This is a genomic window from Acinetobacter sp. MYb10, from assembly GCF_002980175.2.
GTDB lineage: Bacteria > Pseudomonadota > Gammaproteobacteria > Pseudomonadales > Moraxellaceae > Acinetobacter > Acinetobacter guillouiae.
In genome coordinates this window covers 3183734-3199324 of the sequence record NZ_CP058272.1, presented here as the reverse complement: position 1 = coordinate 3199324, position 15591 = coordinate 3183734, and the positions used below count along the sequence as shown (strand labels likewise).

Genomic DNA, 15591 nt, shown 5'->3' with positions numbered 1-15591 from the left:
TAAGGTGGTTATTTTACTCTTTGGTGACAAAACCACCTTCTAATGGCTCAACACTAATTTTAATATCTGCCTTTAAATTTAAAGCTGCATAACGGTCTTTAATTTCGTTAATCAATTGTTCCATGGTGACATGGCTTAAATCCAATTCAGACTCAGCATACGCTTTGGTCACCAGATCTGCTTTATCTTGCTGTTTAGATTCCATATTCCAGCGTTCAGTCATCCCAACTAAACGCGCCAATTCAATTAAGCTTTGCGCACTCGACGGTGTTGAGTTTTGCAACCATTTGGTCATGGTTCCTTTTGAAGTTTCCAGTACGTTAACAATATCACTGGCTTTTATATTTTTATCCTGAATTAATTGCTTTAAACGCTTGGCGCCTTCTATAAAAAGATCATCATCTTTTTCAACCATACAATTTATTCCTGTGTTTTTGACCCACAAAACTATCATCTTTTATTCAAAGTTTGTTATAACACAATATGGTTAATATTTTTAATGCTTAAACTGGTCGACTAAAATTTGTGAGCTTAAATTTGTGAATATTCAAACTCAGCAACTTCCTAGTAAAGAACAAATTCAGAGCTTTCCCCGTTTTCAAAATTTGCCTTTGAGTAACATTGTTGTGATTAATAGCTTGCAACAATGCCAAGCAATTGAAGCAGAATTAAAAACAGCGCACATTTTTGGTTTCGATACTGAGTCCAAACCTACCTTTAATAAAGGTGAAATTCAAACTGGCCCACATCTTATTCAACTGGCGACATTTGAAAAAGCCTATTTATTTCAAGTTTCACCAGATATTTTGGCTTTTTTAGCGACCTTTTTTGAAAATCCTGATCAGATTAAAGTTGGTTTTGGCTTAAAAAATGATGCACATTTATTCCGTAAAAAAGGCATGCAACTCAACAGTGTCATCGAACTTTCAAAATGCTTTTCGAGTTTTGGCTTCAATAATCCTTTAGGAATTAAAAATGCTATGGCATTGCTATTCCAAGTCAATTTCCCTAAAAGTAAATCTATTAGCACCTCAAATTGGGCACGTAAAATCCTCACAACACCACAAATTGAATATGCTGCAGCCGATGCCTATGCCGCACTCTTAATTTTCGAAGCCTTACTGGATTTAGATTTAATACCTGACACGATTGCACATACTCAGCTTAAATTGAGCATTCGCGCCAATAAAAGCCTAAACTGACACTTAGAAATTGATCAAGTTTTTGCTAAGATGAAGATCAATAAATTCTTCATTGAGATTAAGCAAGGAGCGAAAGCATGCTGATCATCCCGGCAATTGACCTGAAAGATGGTAAATGTGTTCGTTTAAAACAAGGTCGTATGGAAGACGATACCGTATTTTCTGATGATCCTGTTGCAACAGCACAGCATTGGGTAAATGAAGGCGCTCGTCGTTTGCATTTGGTTGATTTGAATGGGGCTTTTGCTGGAACACCAATTCATAAACCTGTCGTTGAAGCAATTGCAAAAGCACAGCCTGAACTGCCAATCCAGATTGGCGGTGGTATTCGCTCTTTGGAAACAATCGAACATTATTTAGATGCGGGCGTTTCTTTTGTCATCATCGGGACCAAAGCAGTTCAAAATCCTGAATTTGTTGAAGAAGCCTGTAAGAAGTTTGCGGGACACATTATTGTCGGTATTGATGCGATCAATGGTATGGTTGCAACTGATGGCTGGGCAAATGTCACTGATGTAAAAGCCACTGATCTTGCAAAACGTTTTGCAGATGCCGGTGTATCGAGTATTGTTTATACCGATATCGCACGTGACGGTATGATGCAGGGTGTCAATGTTGAACAGACAGTAAATCTCGCACAATACTCAGGTCTTCCAGTGATCGCCTCAGGCGGTGTAACTAATCTGGATGATGTGCGTAATTTAAAAGGTAAACCGGGTATTTTAGGTGCGATCACAGGTCGTGCAATTTACGAAGGCACATTAAACCTACGTGAAGCGCAGCTGTTATTGGATGAACAAGGCTTTTAATTTCCCAGCCTAGATCTGATTAAAAAAAGAGAACTTAGATGTTCTCTTTTTTATGCGTTAAAAAGTGGTCTTTAAATCAACATATCGATATTTAAACCAATGTATTTTCAAAATGTTGCATTTCAATTTTACTTGCTGAAAAGGGTTTCATTGCCGTAAACCACTGTTTAAATTCATCTGTTTTCATAAAAACATCTGTATGGGTTTTAAGATCAATCCAGTGAATTTGTAGAATATATTTTTGGTTGTCTTCTATACCACGGATCAATTTAAATTTTTCACAACCTTGGGCATTCCGGAAGGTGTCTGATAATTCATAAAATTTCTTTTCAAAAGCCATTTGTTGACCATCAACAATATGAAATAAAGCCTGTTCGATCACCATGATTTATTTCTCTTTATCAAAATTTTAATTCAATATGCTAGCACGACTGCATGACAATTGAGTGATTTAAATACCCGATTACTCCGCTTAACATCTGCACAATACTGTGCTTTCGCGTAAAATAGCCCTGCTCTTCTACATTACTTTATTTTATGTCTTCCTCTCCCCTCGCTTTATTTTTAAAGTCCAGAACGCCTCAAATTGCACTGATCCTGATGACCATGATTTGGGGTGGTACATTTGTCATTGTACATTATGCCCTAAACTATAGTTCCCCTATTTTTTTTGTCGGTTGTCGTTTTGCTGCAGCGACCCTTGCTGTTGGATTACTGTCTTATAAATATCTAAAAGGTATCAATTTAAAAGAACTCATCGCTGGTGCACTGATTGGCGGCATGATTGCCGCAGGGTATGGCTCGCAAACTGTCGGTATGCAAACCATCAGCAGCAGTGAGTCTGCATTTTTAACAGCATTATATGTGCCCCTTGTGCCGATTCTTATCTGGATGATTTTTCGCAAAAGACCACATATCATGACTTGGCTTGGTGTTTTACTGGCGTTTATCGGTTTAATTTTTTTGACAGGAAATGGTTTTCATCACATTGATTTAAATACGGGGCAAATCATTACATTAGTTGGCTCGTTTGCAATTGCTATGGAGATTATTCTCATCGGGCACTTTGCAGGGAAGGTCAATATACAGCGTGTAACGGTGATTCAGCTTGCCTTTGCTTCATTGATTTCATTTGCCAGTATGCCTTTTGTGGGTGAGCTGCATATTCCAGCCTTTTCGTGGCAATTGGTGATGCTTGCTGTTGGACTGGGCTTAACCAGTGCTTTATTACAATTGACGATGAATTGGGCACAACGTTCTGTCGATCCGTCTCAAGCTGCCGTGATTTATGCTGGCGAACCAGTTTGGGCAGCTTTATTTGGCAGAATTGCAGGTGAACGCTTACCTTTACTGGCTCTTTTTGGTGGTTTACTTGTGGTATTGGGGGTGATCATCAGTGAATGGAGACCCAAATTTTTATACAAACGACAGCTTAAAGAAAACTCAGTTGAGATAGAAAAACAGCGCTCTTAATCAGAACGCTGTTTTCACTAAAATTACGTTTTGATCAAGCTGTATTGCTCGGGAACAAGATCCATCAAGCATTATTGATTCAGTTATATCGGTAAGGCTTGATCATCATTCAGCGCAATAATGCCTCGAATGGCCCGATAGACAATCCATATCCAAGAAATAAATAAAGTGGCAGCACAAAAAATCGTAGCACCCACGGCTACACCAGCAAAGGCGTTGACATTATCCATGGTGAAAAATAGAAAAATAAACGGAATAAATGCAATTACCGTCCAGACTAAATACCACCAAAAAGTGCGAATTTGCCATCTAAAATGACTTTCGAAAATCGTACCACGGACCGAATTCAATTTTACATAATTGATAATCAATGCAATGATTGCAAGAATTCCCGCAGAAAAAATTGCAACAATATAAAGGATATATAAAATTAAAGTCAGAGATTTACTATTATTTGGATCAACATAATTATTCATTGTAAGCCCTTTTAAATTTGCTAACGCCCGTTTAAATCTTAAACATATTCAAAGGCGAAATTAACCATAAAATCAATAAAATATTAAAGAATATGGTACACAAATAAATCTTTTTAAAGGGTTGTTTTTGTGTTTTATGTCGTAAGCGTTGCTGTGCTAACCAAGCTGCAGGCCAACCACCTAAAAAAGCTAAAATATGCAGGGTATTTTCAGGAACACGACGCTGATTGCTCTGCGCAGCTTCTTTATCTTGTGCATAAAACCAATAGGTCATCACATTGATAATACTGACAAAAAGAATAAACATGCCATTGAGCAAACCGCTTATGCTCAAAATTGCCAAAGCAATAATATAAACAGCGCACAAAATTTGCATCGGCTGTAATTTAGCCTGCTTTGCTGCATGCAACTGCTTGGCTTTAGCCGCTTGCTGGCTTGTCACTTTCGCCATTTGTGTGGCTTTTAAATATGTGACTTGTTTTGCTTTATAACGCCCTTGGCCGTCTAATTGCACCACATATTCAAGGGCACAGCCCACGATTGGGCGTGGCCCTTTTTGTGCAAAATCTTTGATGTGTAAAAATACGCGATCTTTTACACCATCATTTGGTTGAATAAAGCCATAGCCTTTATCATCGAACCATTCAACTAAACGACCTTGATCACGCATTTTATTTCCCACAAAAAGCTATTAAGCAGCCACGAACTTTAATCTTTCAATCAACATATTACGCATTTCTTGCGGATTTTTCTGCAAAATATCGTCACCAGTGCGTGCTTCAGCGGCATTCATCTGAGCGATTTGTAAACGCATCATCCAAAAGCGACCTGCGGCCATAGCCAAATATAACTCTAAACAAGCTCTTTCATCTTCAGTCAGGGGACGAATCGAGGTATATGCATTTAAGAAAGCCGTTGCTTTGGCTTCATTCAAGCGAACACTTGGATATTCTGTACAAAAGTCATTTAAGGTAATCGCAATATCAAAAAGTAATTCATCTTGATTCATTTCATAAAAATCAAGAATGCCTTTTAACTCATCGCCTTCAAACAAAGTATTGTCACGGAACAAATCCGAATGAATAAAACCTTTAGGTCGATTTGGATACATCATGGTCAGTGCTTCATATAAACCTAAAAGGTTATTCAGCAAAGCGCTATCCGCCACATCCAAAGTCGGTTTAATTTGTTGAGCAACGTTATACCAATAGGCATGATCACGCGCCACTTGACGCTGTAATGGGAAGTCTTGTAACGCCACATGCATTTTGGCCTGTGCTACAGCAATTTGCTCAACTTGAGCGATTGTAGAAGGCATCGGATGTTTACCTGACATCCGTGGCGCAATTTGTGCAGGTTTATCTTTTAAGCTATGAATCGACTGACCGCTATGTTTTAACGGAACAGGAACTGCCAAACCTTGTTGCCCCAAGTGTTCTAAGACAGGAATTAACTCCCCTGCTGCTTGTGCATCCATATTTTCAAATAATGTTAATACAAACTGTGTTCCATCAGCACAAATGATAAAATAGTTGGTATTTTGCACACCGCCTTGAATTGGTTTAAGTTCAACCACCTCTAATCCATAAGGTGCTGCAAAGTGTTGAACTTCTTTTAAACTCAAAGTGGTATAAACCGACATAGAAAACCTGCGAAAAAACTTACATAAGTTTGATAGAATAACCGCTTCGACTATCGAGGTGTAGCACCTAAGTCACGAACTTTCATAATCGCCTGTTATTTTTGGAAAAAATTATGCTCGCTAAACGTATTATTCCTTGCCTGGACGTAGATAATGGTCGTGTGGTGAAAGGTGTCCAGTTTCTGGATATCCGTGATGCAGGAGATCCTGTAGAAGTTGCCCGTCGTTATAATGAGCAAGGTGCAGATGAAATCACCTTTTTAGACATTACCGCAACATCAAATGGCCGAGATACCACTTACCGTACGGTTGAACGTATGGCTGAAAGTGTGTTTGTTCCACTTACAGTCGGTGGCGGTGTTCGTAAAGTTGAAGATATTCGTTTGTTATTAAATGCAGGCGCAGATAAAGTCAGCATCAACTCTGCTGCGGTATTTAATCCTGAGTTCGTTCAAGAAGCGTCTCAGCGCTTTGGTGCACAATGTATTGTTGTAGCAATCGATGCGAAAAGAACCGGTGAAAATAAATGGGAAATTTTCACCCATGGTGGTCGTAAACCAACAGGCATAGATGCGATTGAATGGGCGGTCAAAATGGCAGAATTCGGTGCAGGTGAATTATTGGTTACCTCTATGGATGCAGATGGGACTAAAGCGGGCTATGACATTGGCTTAATGCGTCAAATCAATGATCGTGTCACCATTCCAACCATTGCGTCAGGTGGTGTGGGTAATTTACAACATTTAGCAGATGGTATTTTAAAAGGTGGTGCCGATGCTGTATTGGCAGCCTCGATATTCCATTTTGGTCAATACTCTATTCCTGAAGCGAAACAATACCTTGCTAAACAAGGGATTGAAATGCGTCTTTAATTGATTGTGAACGCCCATATATAGAAGAATGTTTTTTTGACATTCTTTTATATATGCAATTGATTTAGCCTGATTCAAATAGCAAAAATTAAAATACCGAGAATTAAAACACCAAGATAAAACTGATAAACAATCCATATGATTTTAAATAGCTCCTCATAGCTCATTTTATACAAAGTACCAAGCCTTAAACTCAATAGGCCTAGTTCATCAATCAAAAAACGATCATTTAGAGTGAATCATATTGGTATTGAAAGTCCCTTCTCCTTTTGGGAGAAGGCTAGGATGAGGGGGCTTTTTATTGATTTATAGTTTTAAAAAAATTTCAAAGAAGCCTACTGCCATCAAAAATTGAATAAATGATTTATCTCGAACCACTTTAGCAATACTTTTATATGAAAAAAAATCATGGTTATTGGGATTACTTATTCTGGTTATTTCCTTTAATCTTATAGTGAAAATTTCATAAAAATAAGTGTGAGTCATTATGGATTTAATAAAAATAATACGGAAACTCAAGCAAATCATCCGATATAAATACCATTATTCCAGTTCCTATCATGCATTTAAAATGTCTGAATCAATGCATACTTACCACCGCGCAACCAGTTATGAACATCTGGCACTCAACCAGCGTGACCCTCTTGATTTAGATCAGCGATTAAATGAAAAAATCCAAAAATATCAACGCAACGCGATTTGGTATTTTTTACATTCAGCACTTAAAGGATATAGCACGGCCCAATATAAATTGGGCATGATTTACCTACAAGGCCAGCTCGGCCTATCGCCAGATAAAAAGAATGCATACAAATGGTTGTTGCTTGCCGCCAATCAAGGTCATCTCGAAGCACAACACCAACTTTATCGGCTTTATGTACAATAAAAAACCAGCTCGAAAGCTGGTTTTTTGATCTACCAAATTAGTGATTAACCACCAATTTTTTTGTATTTGGTACGTTTTTGCACAGCTGCATCGCCCAAACGCGCTAAACGATATGCTTCATATTCAGCATAGTTACCTTCGTAGAATTCTGGCTGTTCATTTTCAAACGACAAGATATGTGTAGCAATACGGTCAAGGAACCAACGGTCATGCGATACCACCATGACAGTACCAGGGAATACAAGAATTGCATCCTCTAGCGCACGTAAAGTTTCAATATCCAAGTCGTTTGATGGCTCATCCAGTAAGATCACATTGGCGCCCATCTGAAGGATCTTCGCAAGTTGTAAACGGTTACGTTCACCCCCTGACAATTCACCAACACGTTTTTGCTGATCTTGACCTTTAAAGTTAAAGCGACCGATATAGGCACGAGATGCGATCTCGTATTCGCCAATTCTTAAGATATCTAAACCGCCAGAAACTTCTTCCCAAACTGTTTTATTGTTATCTAAAGTGTCACGAATCTGACCAACATAAGCAACTTTTACAGACTCACCCAATACAACTGTACCGGTATCAGGTTGCTGTTCGCCTGTCATCATACGGAATAAAGTGGTTTTACCTGCACCGTTTGGACCAACGATACCAACAATCGCAGTTGGTGGTACTGTGAACGATAAGTTTTCATAAAGTAGACGACCATCAAACGATTTGCTGATGCCTTCAACTTCTACAACCTTATTCCCTAGGCGTGGACCAGGTGGAATATAGATTTCAGAGGTTTCATTACGTTGTTGGAACTCACGTGAGTTCAGCTCCTCAAAGCGCTCCATACGTGCTTTGTTTTTCTTTTGCTGACCTTTAGCATTTGAACGAACCCATTCCAATTCTTTTTTCAATGCTTTAGCAAAAGATTCTTCTTGTTTATTTTCCTGCTCTAAACGTGCATTCTTTTGTTCCAACCAAGAAGAATAGTTACCTTGGTAAGGAATACCATGTCCACGGTCAAGCTCAAGAATCCACTCTGCAACGTTATCCAAGAAATAACGGTCATGGGTAATCGCAACGATTGTACCGGCAAAGTCTTTTAAGAAACGTTCTAACCAAGATACAGATTCTGCATCCAAATGGTTAGTCGGTTCGTCCAGCAATAACATGTCTGGTTTAGACAATAACAAACGACACAATGCTACACGACGACGTTCACCACCTGAAAGTAAGCTTACGTCAGAATCCCATGCTGGAAGATTCAATGCTGCTGCAGCTTGATCCATTTGGTTGCTAAGGTTGTGTGCATCCCAAGCATGGATAATTGCTTCTAATTTCTCTTGCTCTTTTGCAAGTGCATCAAAGTCAGCATCTTCAGCTGCATATTCAGCAAAAACTTCATCTAAACGTGCCAATGCATCTAATGGTTCACGTAAACCATCTTCAACGTTTCCACGCACATCTTTATTTGGATCTAATGGTGGTTCTTGCTCTAGATAACCGATTTTAATACCTGGTTGCGCACGAGCTTCACCTGAGAAATCTTTATCTACGCCAGCCATAATACGGAGTAGGGTAGATTTACCTGCACCGTTTAAACCAAGTACACCAATTTTTGCACCTGGGAAAAATGATAAAGAGATGTCTTTTAGGATTTCGCGCTTAGGCGGAACCATCTTCGACACACGGTTCATCGTGTAAATATATTGGGCCACGTAGGACTCCTCTATAATGAATAGAAATTCGCAAAATGCGAATAAATAAATACCGTCAATTATACGCTGAATTTATCTATTTTTGTTCAGATTTGTCCAATTGATTGAGATATTTTAAAAGCATCAAGAAAACATTTTTCCACACCAATACATGCAATCAAATCGCGACCTCACACATGATCACGAACAAAAATTCGGCTGATACTGATATACAAATTGCGTCTTGGTTTGAGTTGAACTTGGTGCATTGTAGTTTGACAATGTTTTCAAAGCAGAAAAACTAATGGCAGCACGTTGTACAACCTTATTGGTGTAATTTGCATTTGGGTCTTGGTACTTAAACGAGACTTCAACTACAGCAGGTTTTAATCCTGCATAAGGTGCTTGGGTATACCATAAACTCATATCTACCTCTGCATCAAACTCGCCTAAATCAATGCTGACCCCACGATAACTTCGTTCATAAAGGGTGAGTCCACCTACAGGTGATAACAGCTGATTATCACTGATGGCAAAGGTTTCTTTAAATTTTGGAAAATGCGTATGGATGTCTAAAAACTTATTGATTGTCCGTGTATTTGCCACTGTGGTGGATTTACTGGACCCCACCAAAAACCCTTGTGTTGCTGTTTGCGTGATATCATCTTCAAGCTTAGTTTTGGCTCCTGCAGTCGAGCTACTCAAATCTGCAAAATCAGACAGATAATGATCATAGCTTCTAAATTTAAGCGTCACTTCAGATGCTCCGTTTTCAGTCCGTTCTCGAAAGCTATAGCCCATATTATTGAGTAGGCAGCTGCTGGGTGAATCATAAAAACGTATTTGGCGTTGTTTGTCTAAGCGCATCGTTCCTGAAACTGTACGGTTAATTTGCTGGGCAATAACCGTTTTGGCTTGTTGCATATAGCTATTTACGTTGGCGGACTCATTGGCATAGCTAAATTTGTCTGGCTGTAACAACAACTTATATTCACGTGATGTCACTTGCGGTACAGCCCAAACAGTTGCAGTCATTAAACTCGTTAAAACGGTGAGAATGGCTATTTTTTTCATTGAGGAACCTATTATTTTTAAATGATGCTGATAGAAAAAGCCGCCTCTTGGGCGGCTGTTGTTATGCAATTATTGGCCTTTTAAATTCAATTTATCCATGATGTACAAGGTATTGATATCAATACGTGTACGCGCCGCATCCAGATACTTTGGCTCCATACCTTTGGCATTATTCCAAAGCCCCATATCGTCATCATTTAAAATCCCAAGTGTCGTACTATTGATCAACCACAGACCTTCCATTTTATCATGTGGATATTTAACCGCTTTCCCCATATCCAGTACCAATGTTTTAGGTGCTGGAACAATATTAAATGCTTTTAAACCGTCCCAGCCTTTATCCAATTGGTATTCTTCTAAGGTCTTGCCCGCAATGGTTAAACCAAGCTTTTCATCTTGTTTGACATCATTTTGTGTTTGAATATCTTCTAAATTGGTGGCTTTGCTTAAATCAATACGATAGACATTTTTCATCACATTGGGCGTATCTTTATAAAACAATCCATCTCGTTCTAAAACCAGAAATTGTGTTGCACTGAGGGCAATAATGGCAGAGTTTGAATTTTCAGCTATCTCTTGCTGATATAAATATTGTGCGACTTTGCCTGTTTCCAGATTAATCGTCACAATACGCGTCAACGTTGATTTATTGACATTTTTATTCGGTAAACTCATGGTCGATTGCATAATCCCAACCAAAGTTTTTTGGTCTGGGCTAATGGTTAAGCCTTCCATCCCTCGATTGGCACGGCGATAGCTAAACTCATTTGGCAAAGTCCAATTATTGCGTTTATCAGCCTTAAATGGGTTGATACGCCCTATTTCTTTACCATTGGCATCATAATGCACAATATGTGGTCCATATTCATCGCTGACCCAGAACGTACCATCGTTAAGTGCAGTGATCCCTTCACTATCCAAGCCATAATCATCCAGTCTAATTGGATTATTCACCACATCGTATGGCTTGGTTGGATCTACAGTAATCACTTTCCCATTGACATCATACGGTGTTTCCCCTGTGCCGCCTAAAGCAGAAGTATTGGGTAATCCCGTGATGTCTTTTCCATCGCGATCTTTTAAATTGATGGTTTTAATTAATTTCACAGTGCCATTGTCTTGAACTTCAAATAAACCAATTTTCGGCACATAGTCTGGAATGGCAAAAACCTTACCTGCGCCATATAATTTATCAGTAAAGTCTGCATTTGGCCCCCGATCGGTCAATGCATAGAATTGCTTTTTATTGCTTGGATGCGCAGCAACATCAGAACCAAAACCACCCTGACGAATATCAAATGTGCTATCAATGGTCGTACCATTCGCAGGGTATCGTCCCAATACATTAAACGGTAATGCTACACCTTGTGCAAACAAATTGGGCTTACAACTGTTTTCTGTTTTAGTGATTTCACTGGTTTCAAGTTTGCCATTTTCATTGCGATCTAAACCGCTCTGAATACGTGTCCCCCCCATTACACAGGCTTCATCACCAAACGCTAATGTTATATTTTGGGTTAAGGTCTTCTGTGTTGTTAAATCTTGATCATCATCAGAACATGCGGTCAAACCCAGTAAACTACAGAGGACTAAAGTTAAAGTGCTTTTATGGCAGGTCAGTTTATTTATTGCTGCTTTTTTCATTGTGTTTTTAATAACTGAATTTATGGAATTTGTTATGCTAGTTTCAGCAAATGACACCACAATGACAGCTCACAAACTCAGCGATATTCGGTCTGTTTTTCCTCGCTGAAACTCAATTTATCTCAGGCTGCATTGTTGGCTTTATCTGTTTTTATGATTTTAAAATATATAAACCCTTGTTTACTTCATATATTTATTTGTTACACTCTATTGAAATTTAATAAAAAGTTGACGGAAGAACATGACATATAAAGACGAAACTCTTGCCATACATGCAGGCTATGAACCAGAAGCAACCACTAAAGCGGTCGCCGTTCCAATTTATCAGACCACCTCTTATGCCTTTGATAATACCCAACATGGTGCGGATCTATTTGACCTGAAAGTTCAGGGTAATATTTATACACGGATCATGAACCCAACGACCGCTGTGCTTGAGCAACGTCTGAGTGCGCTTGAAGGCGGTATTGGTGCTTTAGCATTGGCTTCGGGTATGTCTGCGATCACCTATTCTATCCAGACCATTGCAGAAGCAGGTGACAATATTGCATCGGTTTCAACACTCTATGGTGGAACATATAATTTATTTGCCCACACGTTGCCAAAACAAGGCATTGAAGTGCGTTTCTTTGATTACCAAGATCCTGAAGCATTGCGCGGCTTGATTGATGAAAAAACCAAATTGGTTTTCGTTGAGTCGATTGGCAATCCGCTAGGTAATATTATTGACCTAGATGCCATTGCTAAAATCGCACACGAATATGGTGTACCCGTGATTGTGGATAATACCGTTGCAACACCTGCCCTACTGAAACCTTTTGAACATGGTGCAGATATCGTGGTGCATTCATTGACCAAGTATATTGGCGGTCATGGTAATTCGATTGGTGGCGCGATTGTCGATAGCGGTAAATTCCCTTGGGGCAAATATCCCGAGCGCTTCAAAGTCTTAAATACCCCAGATCCAAGTTATCATGGGGTGAACTATGTAGAAGCTTTGGGTGCTGCGGCATATATCGCCCGTGCACGTGTTGTTCCATTAAGAAATACAGGCGCAGCAATCAGCCCGCTCAGCGTATTCTTAATTTTACAAGGCTTAGAAACACTGAATTTGCGTATGGAACGCCATACTGAAAATGCACAAAAAGTTGCTGAATATTTACAGGCACACCCAAAAGTAAAATGGGTCAACTATGCTGGCTTAAAAGATCATCCACAACATGCTTTGGCACAAAAGTACGTCAAAGGTAAACCGTCTGCAATTCTGTCTTTTGGTGTTGAAGATGGTCGTGAAGGTGGCACCCGTTTTATCGATGCATTACAGCTGTTTACTCGCCTAGTGAATATTGGTGATGCAAAAAGTTTAGCCTGTCATCCAGCAACTACCACGCATCGTCAACTGAATGAAACAGAGCTAAAAGCAGCAGGCGTGAGTATTGATATGGTGCGTTTATCTGTGGGGATTGAACATATTGATGATTTGATTGCAGACTTAGAACAAGCACTTGCTCAAGTGTAATTTTCTTTTTGTGATCTTAAGTTTTCCAAATAAAAAGACCTGAATCATTCAGGTCTTTTTATTTATAAATTCAATTATTTACCTTGAACTTTTTGTTCAATCTCTTCAACACTGGTATGTCGCGCATCAAAACCTTTTGCCATATAAATGACTTGTTCTGAGATATTACGGGCATGGTCACCAATTCGCTCTAGTGAACGCAATACCCACATCACATTGATGACACGACTAATATGACGTGGATCTTCAATCATATAGGTCATCAGTGTGCGCGTCGCAGATTGATATTCACGGTCAATATCTGCATCGGCCAACAAAACTTTTAATGCCTGTTCTGCATCCACACGCGCAAAAGCATCTAAAGCATCATGAATCATGACACGCACTTGATTGCCAATGTGCCGTGTTTCCATATAGCCACGCGGAGACTCGCCCTCTTCACATAAAGTCTGTGCAATACGGGCAATTTTTGCAGCTTCATCACCAATACGTTCTAAATCGGTATTGGCTTTACTCATGGCAATCACCATACGTAAGTCGATTGCAGCTGGATGACGACGCGCCAAAATCAAAGTCAGTGCTTCATCAATTTCTCGTTCATAACGATTAACTGTATTGTCTTGGAATTGAACATCAATCGCCATATTGGCATTGGTATCCAATAACGCATGCACTGCATTTGCGACTTGTTGTTCTACCAAACCGCCCATGGTCATAAATTTGGTATTCACATCCTGTAAGTCCTCATTAAATTGAGAAGATATATGATGGTTTAATACAGGATTACTTGGGCTCAAGGTCAGATGCTCCACACGCAACAAAAACTATTTTTATGGGTTAATATTAAAGCATATTCATTATGAATGTTTTATGACAAGTATTTTTCTTTCAAATGAATTTCTCAATATCGCTCATTTCACTTCTGATCAAAGCAATTTAGAGTAAAGATACTACTACAATTTGCTGAATTTACATATGTAACTTTGCTGTGAGCATCCATTTATCGCAAATTCACGATGCTGTACTCAGGTTAATTTTTGCAGATCTTAAATCAGACACATGACTCAGTTTCTTGCAAAAAGTAACGTTTCATTATCACAAAACTACAAAATATTTCATTTATTTAGCCTCGATTCAGCGACAATGGCATCGAACAAAATTGAGCTTCTTTTAAATGCTGGTCGAATGAAATTTCCTCGCAATATCCTTCATTTTCTCATTTCAGGCATACTCGTTATCTTGAGTTGCATGGTGGTTATCGCGTGTCAAAAACCCACAACCGACATTGTCAAAGAATCTAAAGAAGCGCCACAAAAAGAAAATCCTATTCCTGATTTAACCCAAATTTGCCAAAATCTCAAAAATGAGATGCTGGCAATCAACGCAAAAAGAACCACGCTTGCGATAGAACAAGTCAATCAAGATATTCGTATGTGTTTACCTTTGATGAAACCTGCGGAACAAATGGAATTGATGCATCAGTCGAAACGTATGTATCAACAATTTTTACAGATTGAGCGCACTTCAGAACAACAGCAAGCATTTGAAAACTATGCTTTAGATCAAGCTGCATACCCCACTATTCAACAGAGTAAATTTGAACAACTTAATCTACGTGACCAATATTTATTACGTCACAAAGGCCAAGCTTATATTGAGCTGAGCGAACAAACAGATGATAAAATTGTCTATCGGAGAAGCCCGCAATATTTAGCCAAAGTTTTCGCCCCATATCTGACTGCACCTGAACAAGTTTTTATCGAAAATCTTGCAGATCAAAATACCAAACCGCTTTTTAAAAACCATAAACCCGATATTGATGCTGAAGAAATTGCAAAAAGAGCTAAGTTTTGGCAAGAATATCTACAAACTTATCCCACTAGCCCTTTTTTACATGATGCGCAGTTCTTAAAAAATGCCTATAGTAGTCTATTGTTTTTAGGCACTGAAGAAGCACCTATATCGACCAGTTTTGAAAATCAAACTGATATCGATGCAGCCAGCTGGTTGGTGATTGAACGCTTGGCAAAATCCAATGATGGTGAGCTTTCAGCTCAGGCCAAGAAGTTTGTTCATTTTTTAGCGATGAGCAAAGAGCAAAGACAGCAAAAAATTCAAATTAGTGAAAAAGAACGCACTAAACTGGAAAATATCCCTCAATTATTGGCGCTGTCCCAGCTCAATCAATATCTAAATTTAAGCCCGATCGACTTTAAGCATGTTAAAAAAGATTGCTTTAGTGATGCGATTTGTTCTAACAGTTAGATGTTATTTTAGCTCAATTTTTATTATCCTTGTGACATTCAAAA

Annotated in this window: 16 protein-coding genes; 7 read left to right on the top strand and 9 right to left on the bottom strand. The window is 38.9% G+C overall.

Features of this window, described 5'->3' with window-relative positions:
• Positions 1–13: 13 nt before the first annotated feature.
• Entirely contained in the window at positions 14–415 is a 402-nt protein-coding gene (locus tag CQZ96_RS14935; RefSeq protein WP_004725342.1) for a transcriptional regulator, read from the bottom strand.
• 124 nt (positions 416–539) lie between these two features.
• On the opposite strand from CQZ96_RS14935, the gene CQZ96_RS14930 reads away from it, so the two are divergent.
• Together CQZ96_RS14930 and hisA are read left to right on the top strand one after the other, a co-directional pair.
• Complete coding sequence (locus tag CQZ96_RS14930; RefSeq protein WP_105713814.1) at positions 540–1202, top strand: 3'-5' exonuclease; 663 nt, start codon at positions 540–542, stop codon at positions 1200–1202.
• Between the two features lie 77 nt (positions 1203–1279).
• On the top strand, positions 1280–2011 hold the full coding sequence (gene hisA, locus CQZ96_RS14925; RefSeq protein ID WP_004725338.1) for a 1-(5-phosphoribosyl)-5-[(5-phosphoribosylamino)methylideneamino]imidazole-4-carboxamide isomerase: 732 nt from the start codon (positions 1280–1282) through the stop codon (positions 2009–2011).
• Between the two features lie 91 nt (positions 2012–2102).
• Here hisA and CQZ96_RS14920 read toward each other — a convergent pair whose 3' ends face one another.
• A complete protein-coding gene (locus tag CQZ96_RS14920; RefSeq protein ID WP_105713813.1) occupies positions 2103–2396 on the bottom strand; it encodes an antibiotic biosynthesis monooxygenase family protein in 294 nt (97 codons plus the stop codon).
• Between the two features lie 152 nt (positions 2397–2548).
• On the opposite strand from CQZ96_RS14920, the gene CQZ96_RS14915 reads away from it, so the two are divergent.
• Positions 2549–3484, top strand: coding sequence for a DMT family transporter (locus CQZ96_RS14915; RefSeq protein WP_105713812.1), 936 nt, complete (start codon positions 2549–2551; stop codon positions 3482–3484).
• An 83-nt stretch (positions 3485–3567) separates the two neighbouring features.
• On the opposite strand, the gene CQZ96_RS14910 is transcribed toward CQZ96_RS14915, so the two are convergent.
• The 3 genes from CQZ96_RS14910 to CQZ96_RS14900 are packed head-to-tail and all read right to left on the bottom strand — an operon-like array spanning position 3568 to position 5602.
• Entirely contained in the window at positions 3568–3960 is a 393-nt protein-coding gene (locus tag CQZ96_RS14910; protein ID WP_004725331.1) for a DUF4870 family protein, read from the bottom strand.
• 31 nt (positions 3961–3991) lie between these two features.
• Entirely contained in the window at positions 3992–4630 is a 639-nt protein-coding gene (locus CQZ96_RS14905) for a DUF1294 domain-containing protein (protein ID WP_034612616.1), read from the bottom strand.
• Between the two features lie 21 nt (positions 4631–4651).
• Complete coding sequence (locus tag CQZ96_RS14900) at positions 4652–5602, bottom strand: homoserine kinase (RefSeq protein ID WP_105713811.1); 951 nt, start codon at positions 5600–5602, stop codon at positions 4652–4654.
• A 110-nt stretch (positions 5603–5712) separates the two neighbouring features.
• Here CQZ96_RS14900 and hisF point away from each other — a divergent pair, with 110 nt between their 5' ends.
• Positions 5713–6474 carry an imidazole glycerol phosphate synthase subunit HisF gene (gene hisF / locus CQZ96_RS14895; protein ID WP_308464277.1) on the top strand — a complete coding sequence of 254 codons (762 nt, stop codon included), beginning with the start codon at positions 5713–5715 and terminating at the stop codon, positions 6472–6474.
• A 571-nt stretch (positions 6475–7045) separates the two neighbouring features.
• Positions 7046–7360, top strand: coding sequence for a sel1 repeat family protein (locus CQZ96_RS14890; RefSeq protein WP_228722724.1), 315 nt, complete (start codon positions 7046–7048; stop codon positions 7358–7360).
• Between the two features lie 44 nt (positions 7361–7404).
• Here CQZ96_RS14890 and ettA read toward each other — a convergent pair whose 3' ends face one another.
• The 3 genes from ettA to CQZ96_RS14875 all read right to left on the bottom strand — a co-directional run bounded on the left by ettA (position 7405) and on the right by CQZ96_RS14875 (position 11763).
• Positions 7405–9066 carry an energy-dependent translational throttle protein EttA gene (gene ettA, locus CQZ96_RS14885; RefSeq protein ID WP_004816581.1) on the bottom strand — a complete coding sequence of 554 codons (1662 nt, stop codon included), beginning with the start codon at positions 9064–9066 and terminating at the stop codon, positions 7405–7407.
• 180 nt (positions 9067–9246) lie between these two features.
• Positions 9247–10119, bottom strand: a complete 873-nt coding sequence (locus CQZ96_RS14880; RefSeq protein ID WP_105713807.1) for a hypothetical protein — start codon at positions 10117–10119, stop codon at positions 9247–9249.
• Positions 10120–10188: 69 nt separating this feature from the next.
• Complete coding sequence (locus CQZ96_RS14875; protein ID WP_105713806.1) at positions 10189–11763, bottom strand: esterase-like activity of phytase family protein; 1575 nt, start codon at positions 11761–11763, stop codon at positions 10189–10191.
• Positions 11764–12004: 241 nt separating this feature from the next.
• Here CQZ96_RS14875 and CQZ96_RS14870 point away from each other — a divergent pair, with 241 nt between their 5' ends.
• Entirely contained in the window at positions 12005–13282 is a 1278-nt protein-coding gene (locus tag CQZ96_RS14870) for an O-acetylhomoserine aminocarboxypropyltransferase/cysteine synthase family protein (RefSeq protein WP_004725315.1), read from the top strand.
• A 74-nt stretch (positions 13283–13356) separates the two neighbouring features.
• Here the strand turns inward: CQZ96_RS14870 and phoU are convergent, their stop codons facing one another.
• Entirely contained in the window at positions 13357–14079 is a 723-nt protein-coding gene (gene phoU, locus CQZ96_RS14865) for a phosphate signaling complex protein PhoU (RefSeq protein WP_004725313.1), read from the bottom strand.
• 262 nt (positions 14080–14341) lie between these two features.
• On the opposite strand from phoU, the gene CQZ96_RS14860 reads away from it, so the two are divergent.
• Entirely contained in the window at positions 14342–15547 is a 1206-nt protein-coding gene (locus CQZ96_RS14860) for a hypothetical protein (RefSeq protein WP_105713805.1), read from the top strand.
• Positions 15548–15591 lie beyond the last annotated feature (44 nt).

What these genes read in the sequence shown, in the direction of transcription:
- CQZ96_RS14920 (WP_105713813.1), bottom strand. Translation starts at nt 2,396, where the DNA reads ATGGTGATCGAACAGGCTTTATTTCATATTGTTGATGGTCAACAAATG.
- CQZ96_RS14905 (WP_034612616.1), bottom strand. Translation starts at nt 4,630, where the DNA reads ATGCGTGATCAAGGTCGTTTAGTTGAATGGTTCGATGATAAAGGCTAT.
- CQZ96_RS14875 (WP_105713806.1), bottom strand. Translation starts at nt 11,763, where the DNA reads ATGAAAAAAGCAGCAATAAATAAACTGACCTGCCATAAAAGCACTTTA.
- CQZ96_RS14860 (WP_105713805.1), top strand. Translation starts at nt 14,342, where the DNA reads ATGACTCAGTTTCTTGCAAAAAGTAACGTTTCATTATCACAAAACTAC.
- CQZ96_RS14900 (WP_105713811.1), bottom strand. Translation starts at nt 5,602, where the DNA reads ATGTCGGTTTATACCACTTTGAGTTTAAAAGAAGTTCAACACTTTGCA.
- CQZ96_RS14935 (WP_004725342.1), bottom strand. Translation starts at nt 415, where the DNA reads ATGGTTGAAAAAGATGATGATCTTTTTATAGAAGGCGCCAAGCGTTTA.
- CQZ96_RS14910 (WP_004725331.1), bottom strand. Translation starts at nt 3,960, where the DNA reads ATGAATAATTATGTTGATCCAAATAATAGTAAATCTCTGACTTTAATT.
- hisA (WP_004725338.1), top strand. Translation starts at nt 1,280, where the DNA reads ATGCTGATCATCCCGGCAATTGACCTGAAAGATGGTAAATGTGTTCGT.
- CQZ96_RS14880 (WP_105713807.1), bottom strand. Translation starts at nt 10,119, where the DNA reads ATGAAAAAAATAGCCATTCTCACCGTTTTAACGAGTTTAATGACTGCA.
- CQZ96_RS14915 (WP_105713812.1), top strand. Translation starts at nt 2,549, where the DNA reads ATGTCTTCCTCTCCCCTCGCTTTATTTTTAAAGTCCAGAACGCCTCAA.
- CQZ96_RS14870 (WP_004725315.1), top strand. Translation starts at nt 12,005, where the DNA reads ATGACATATAAAGACGAAACTCTTGCCATACATGCAGGCTATGAACCA.
- CQZ96_RS14890 (WP_228722724.1), top strand. Translation starts at nt 7,046, where the DNA reads ATGTCTGAATCAATGCATACTTACCACCGCGCAACCAGTTATGAACAT.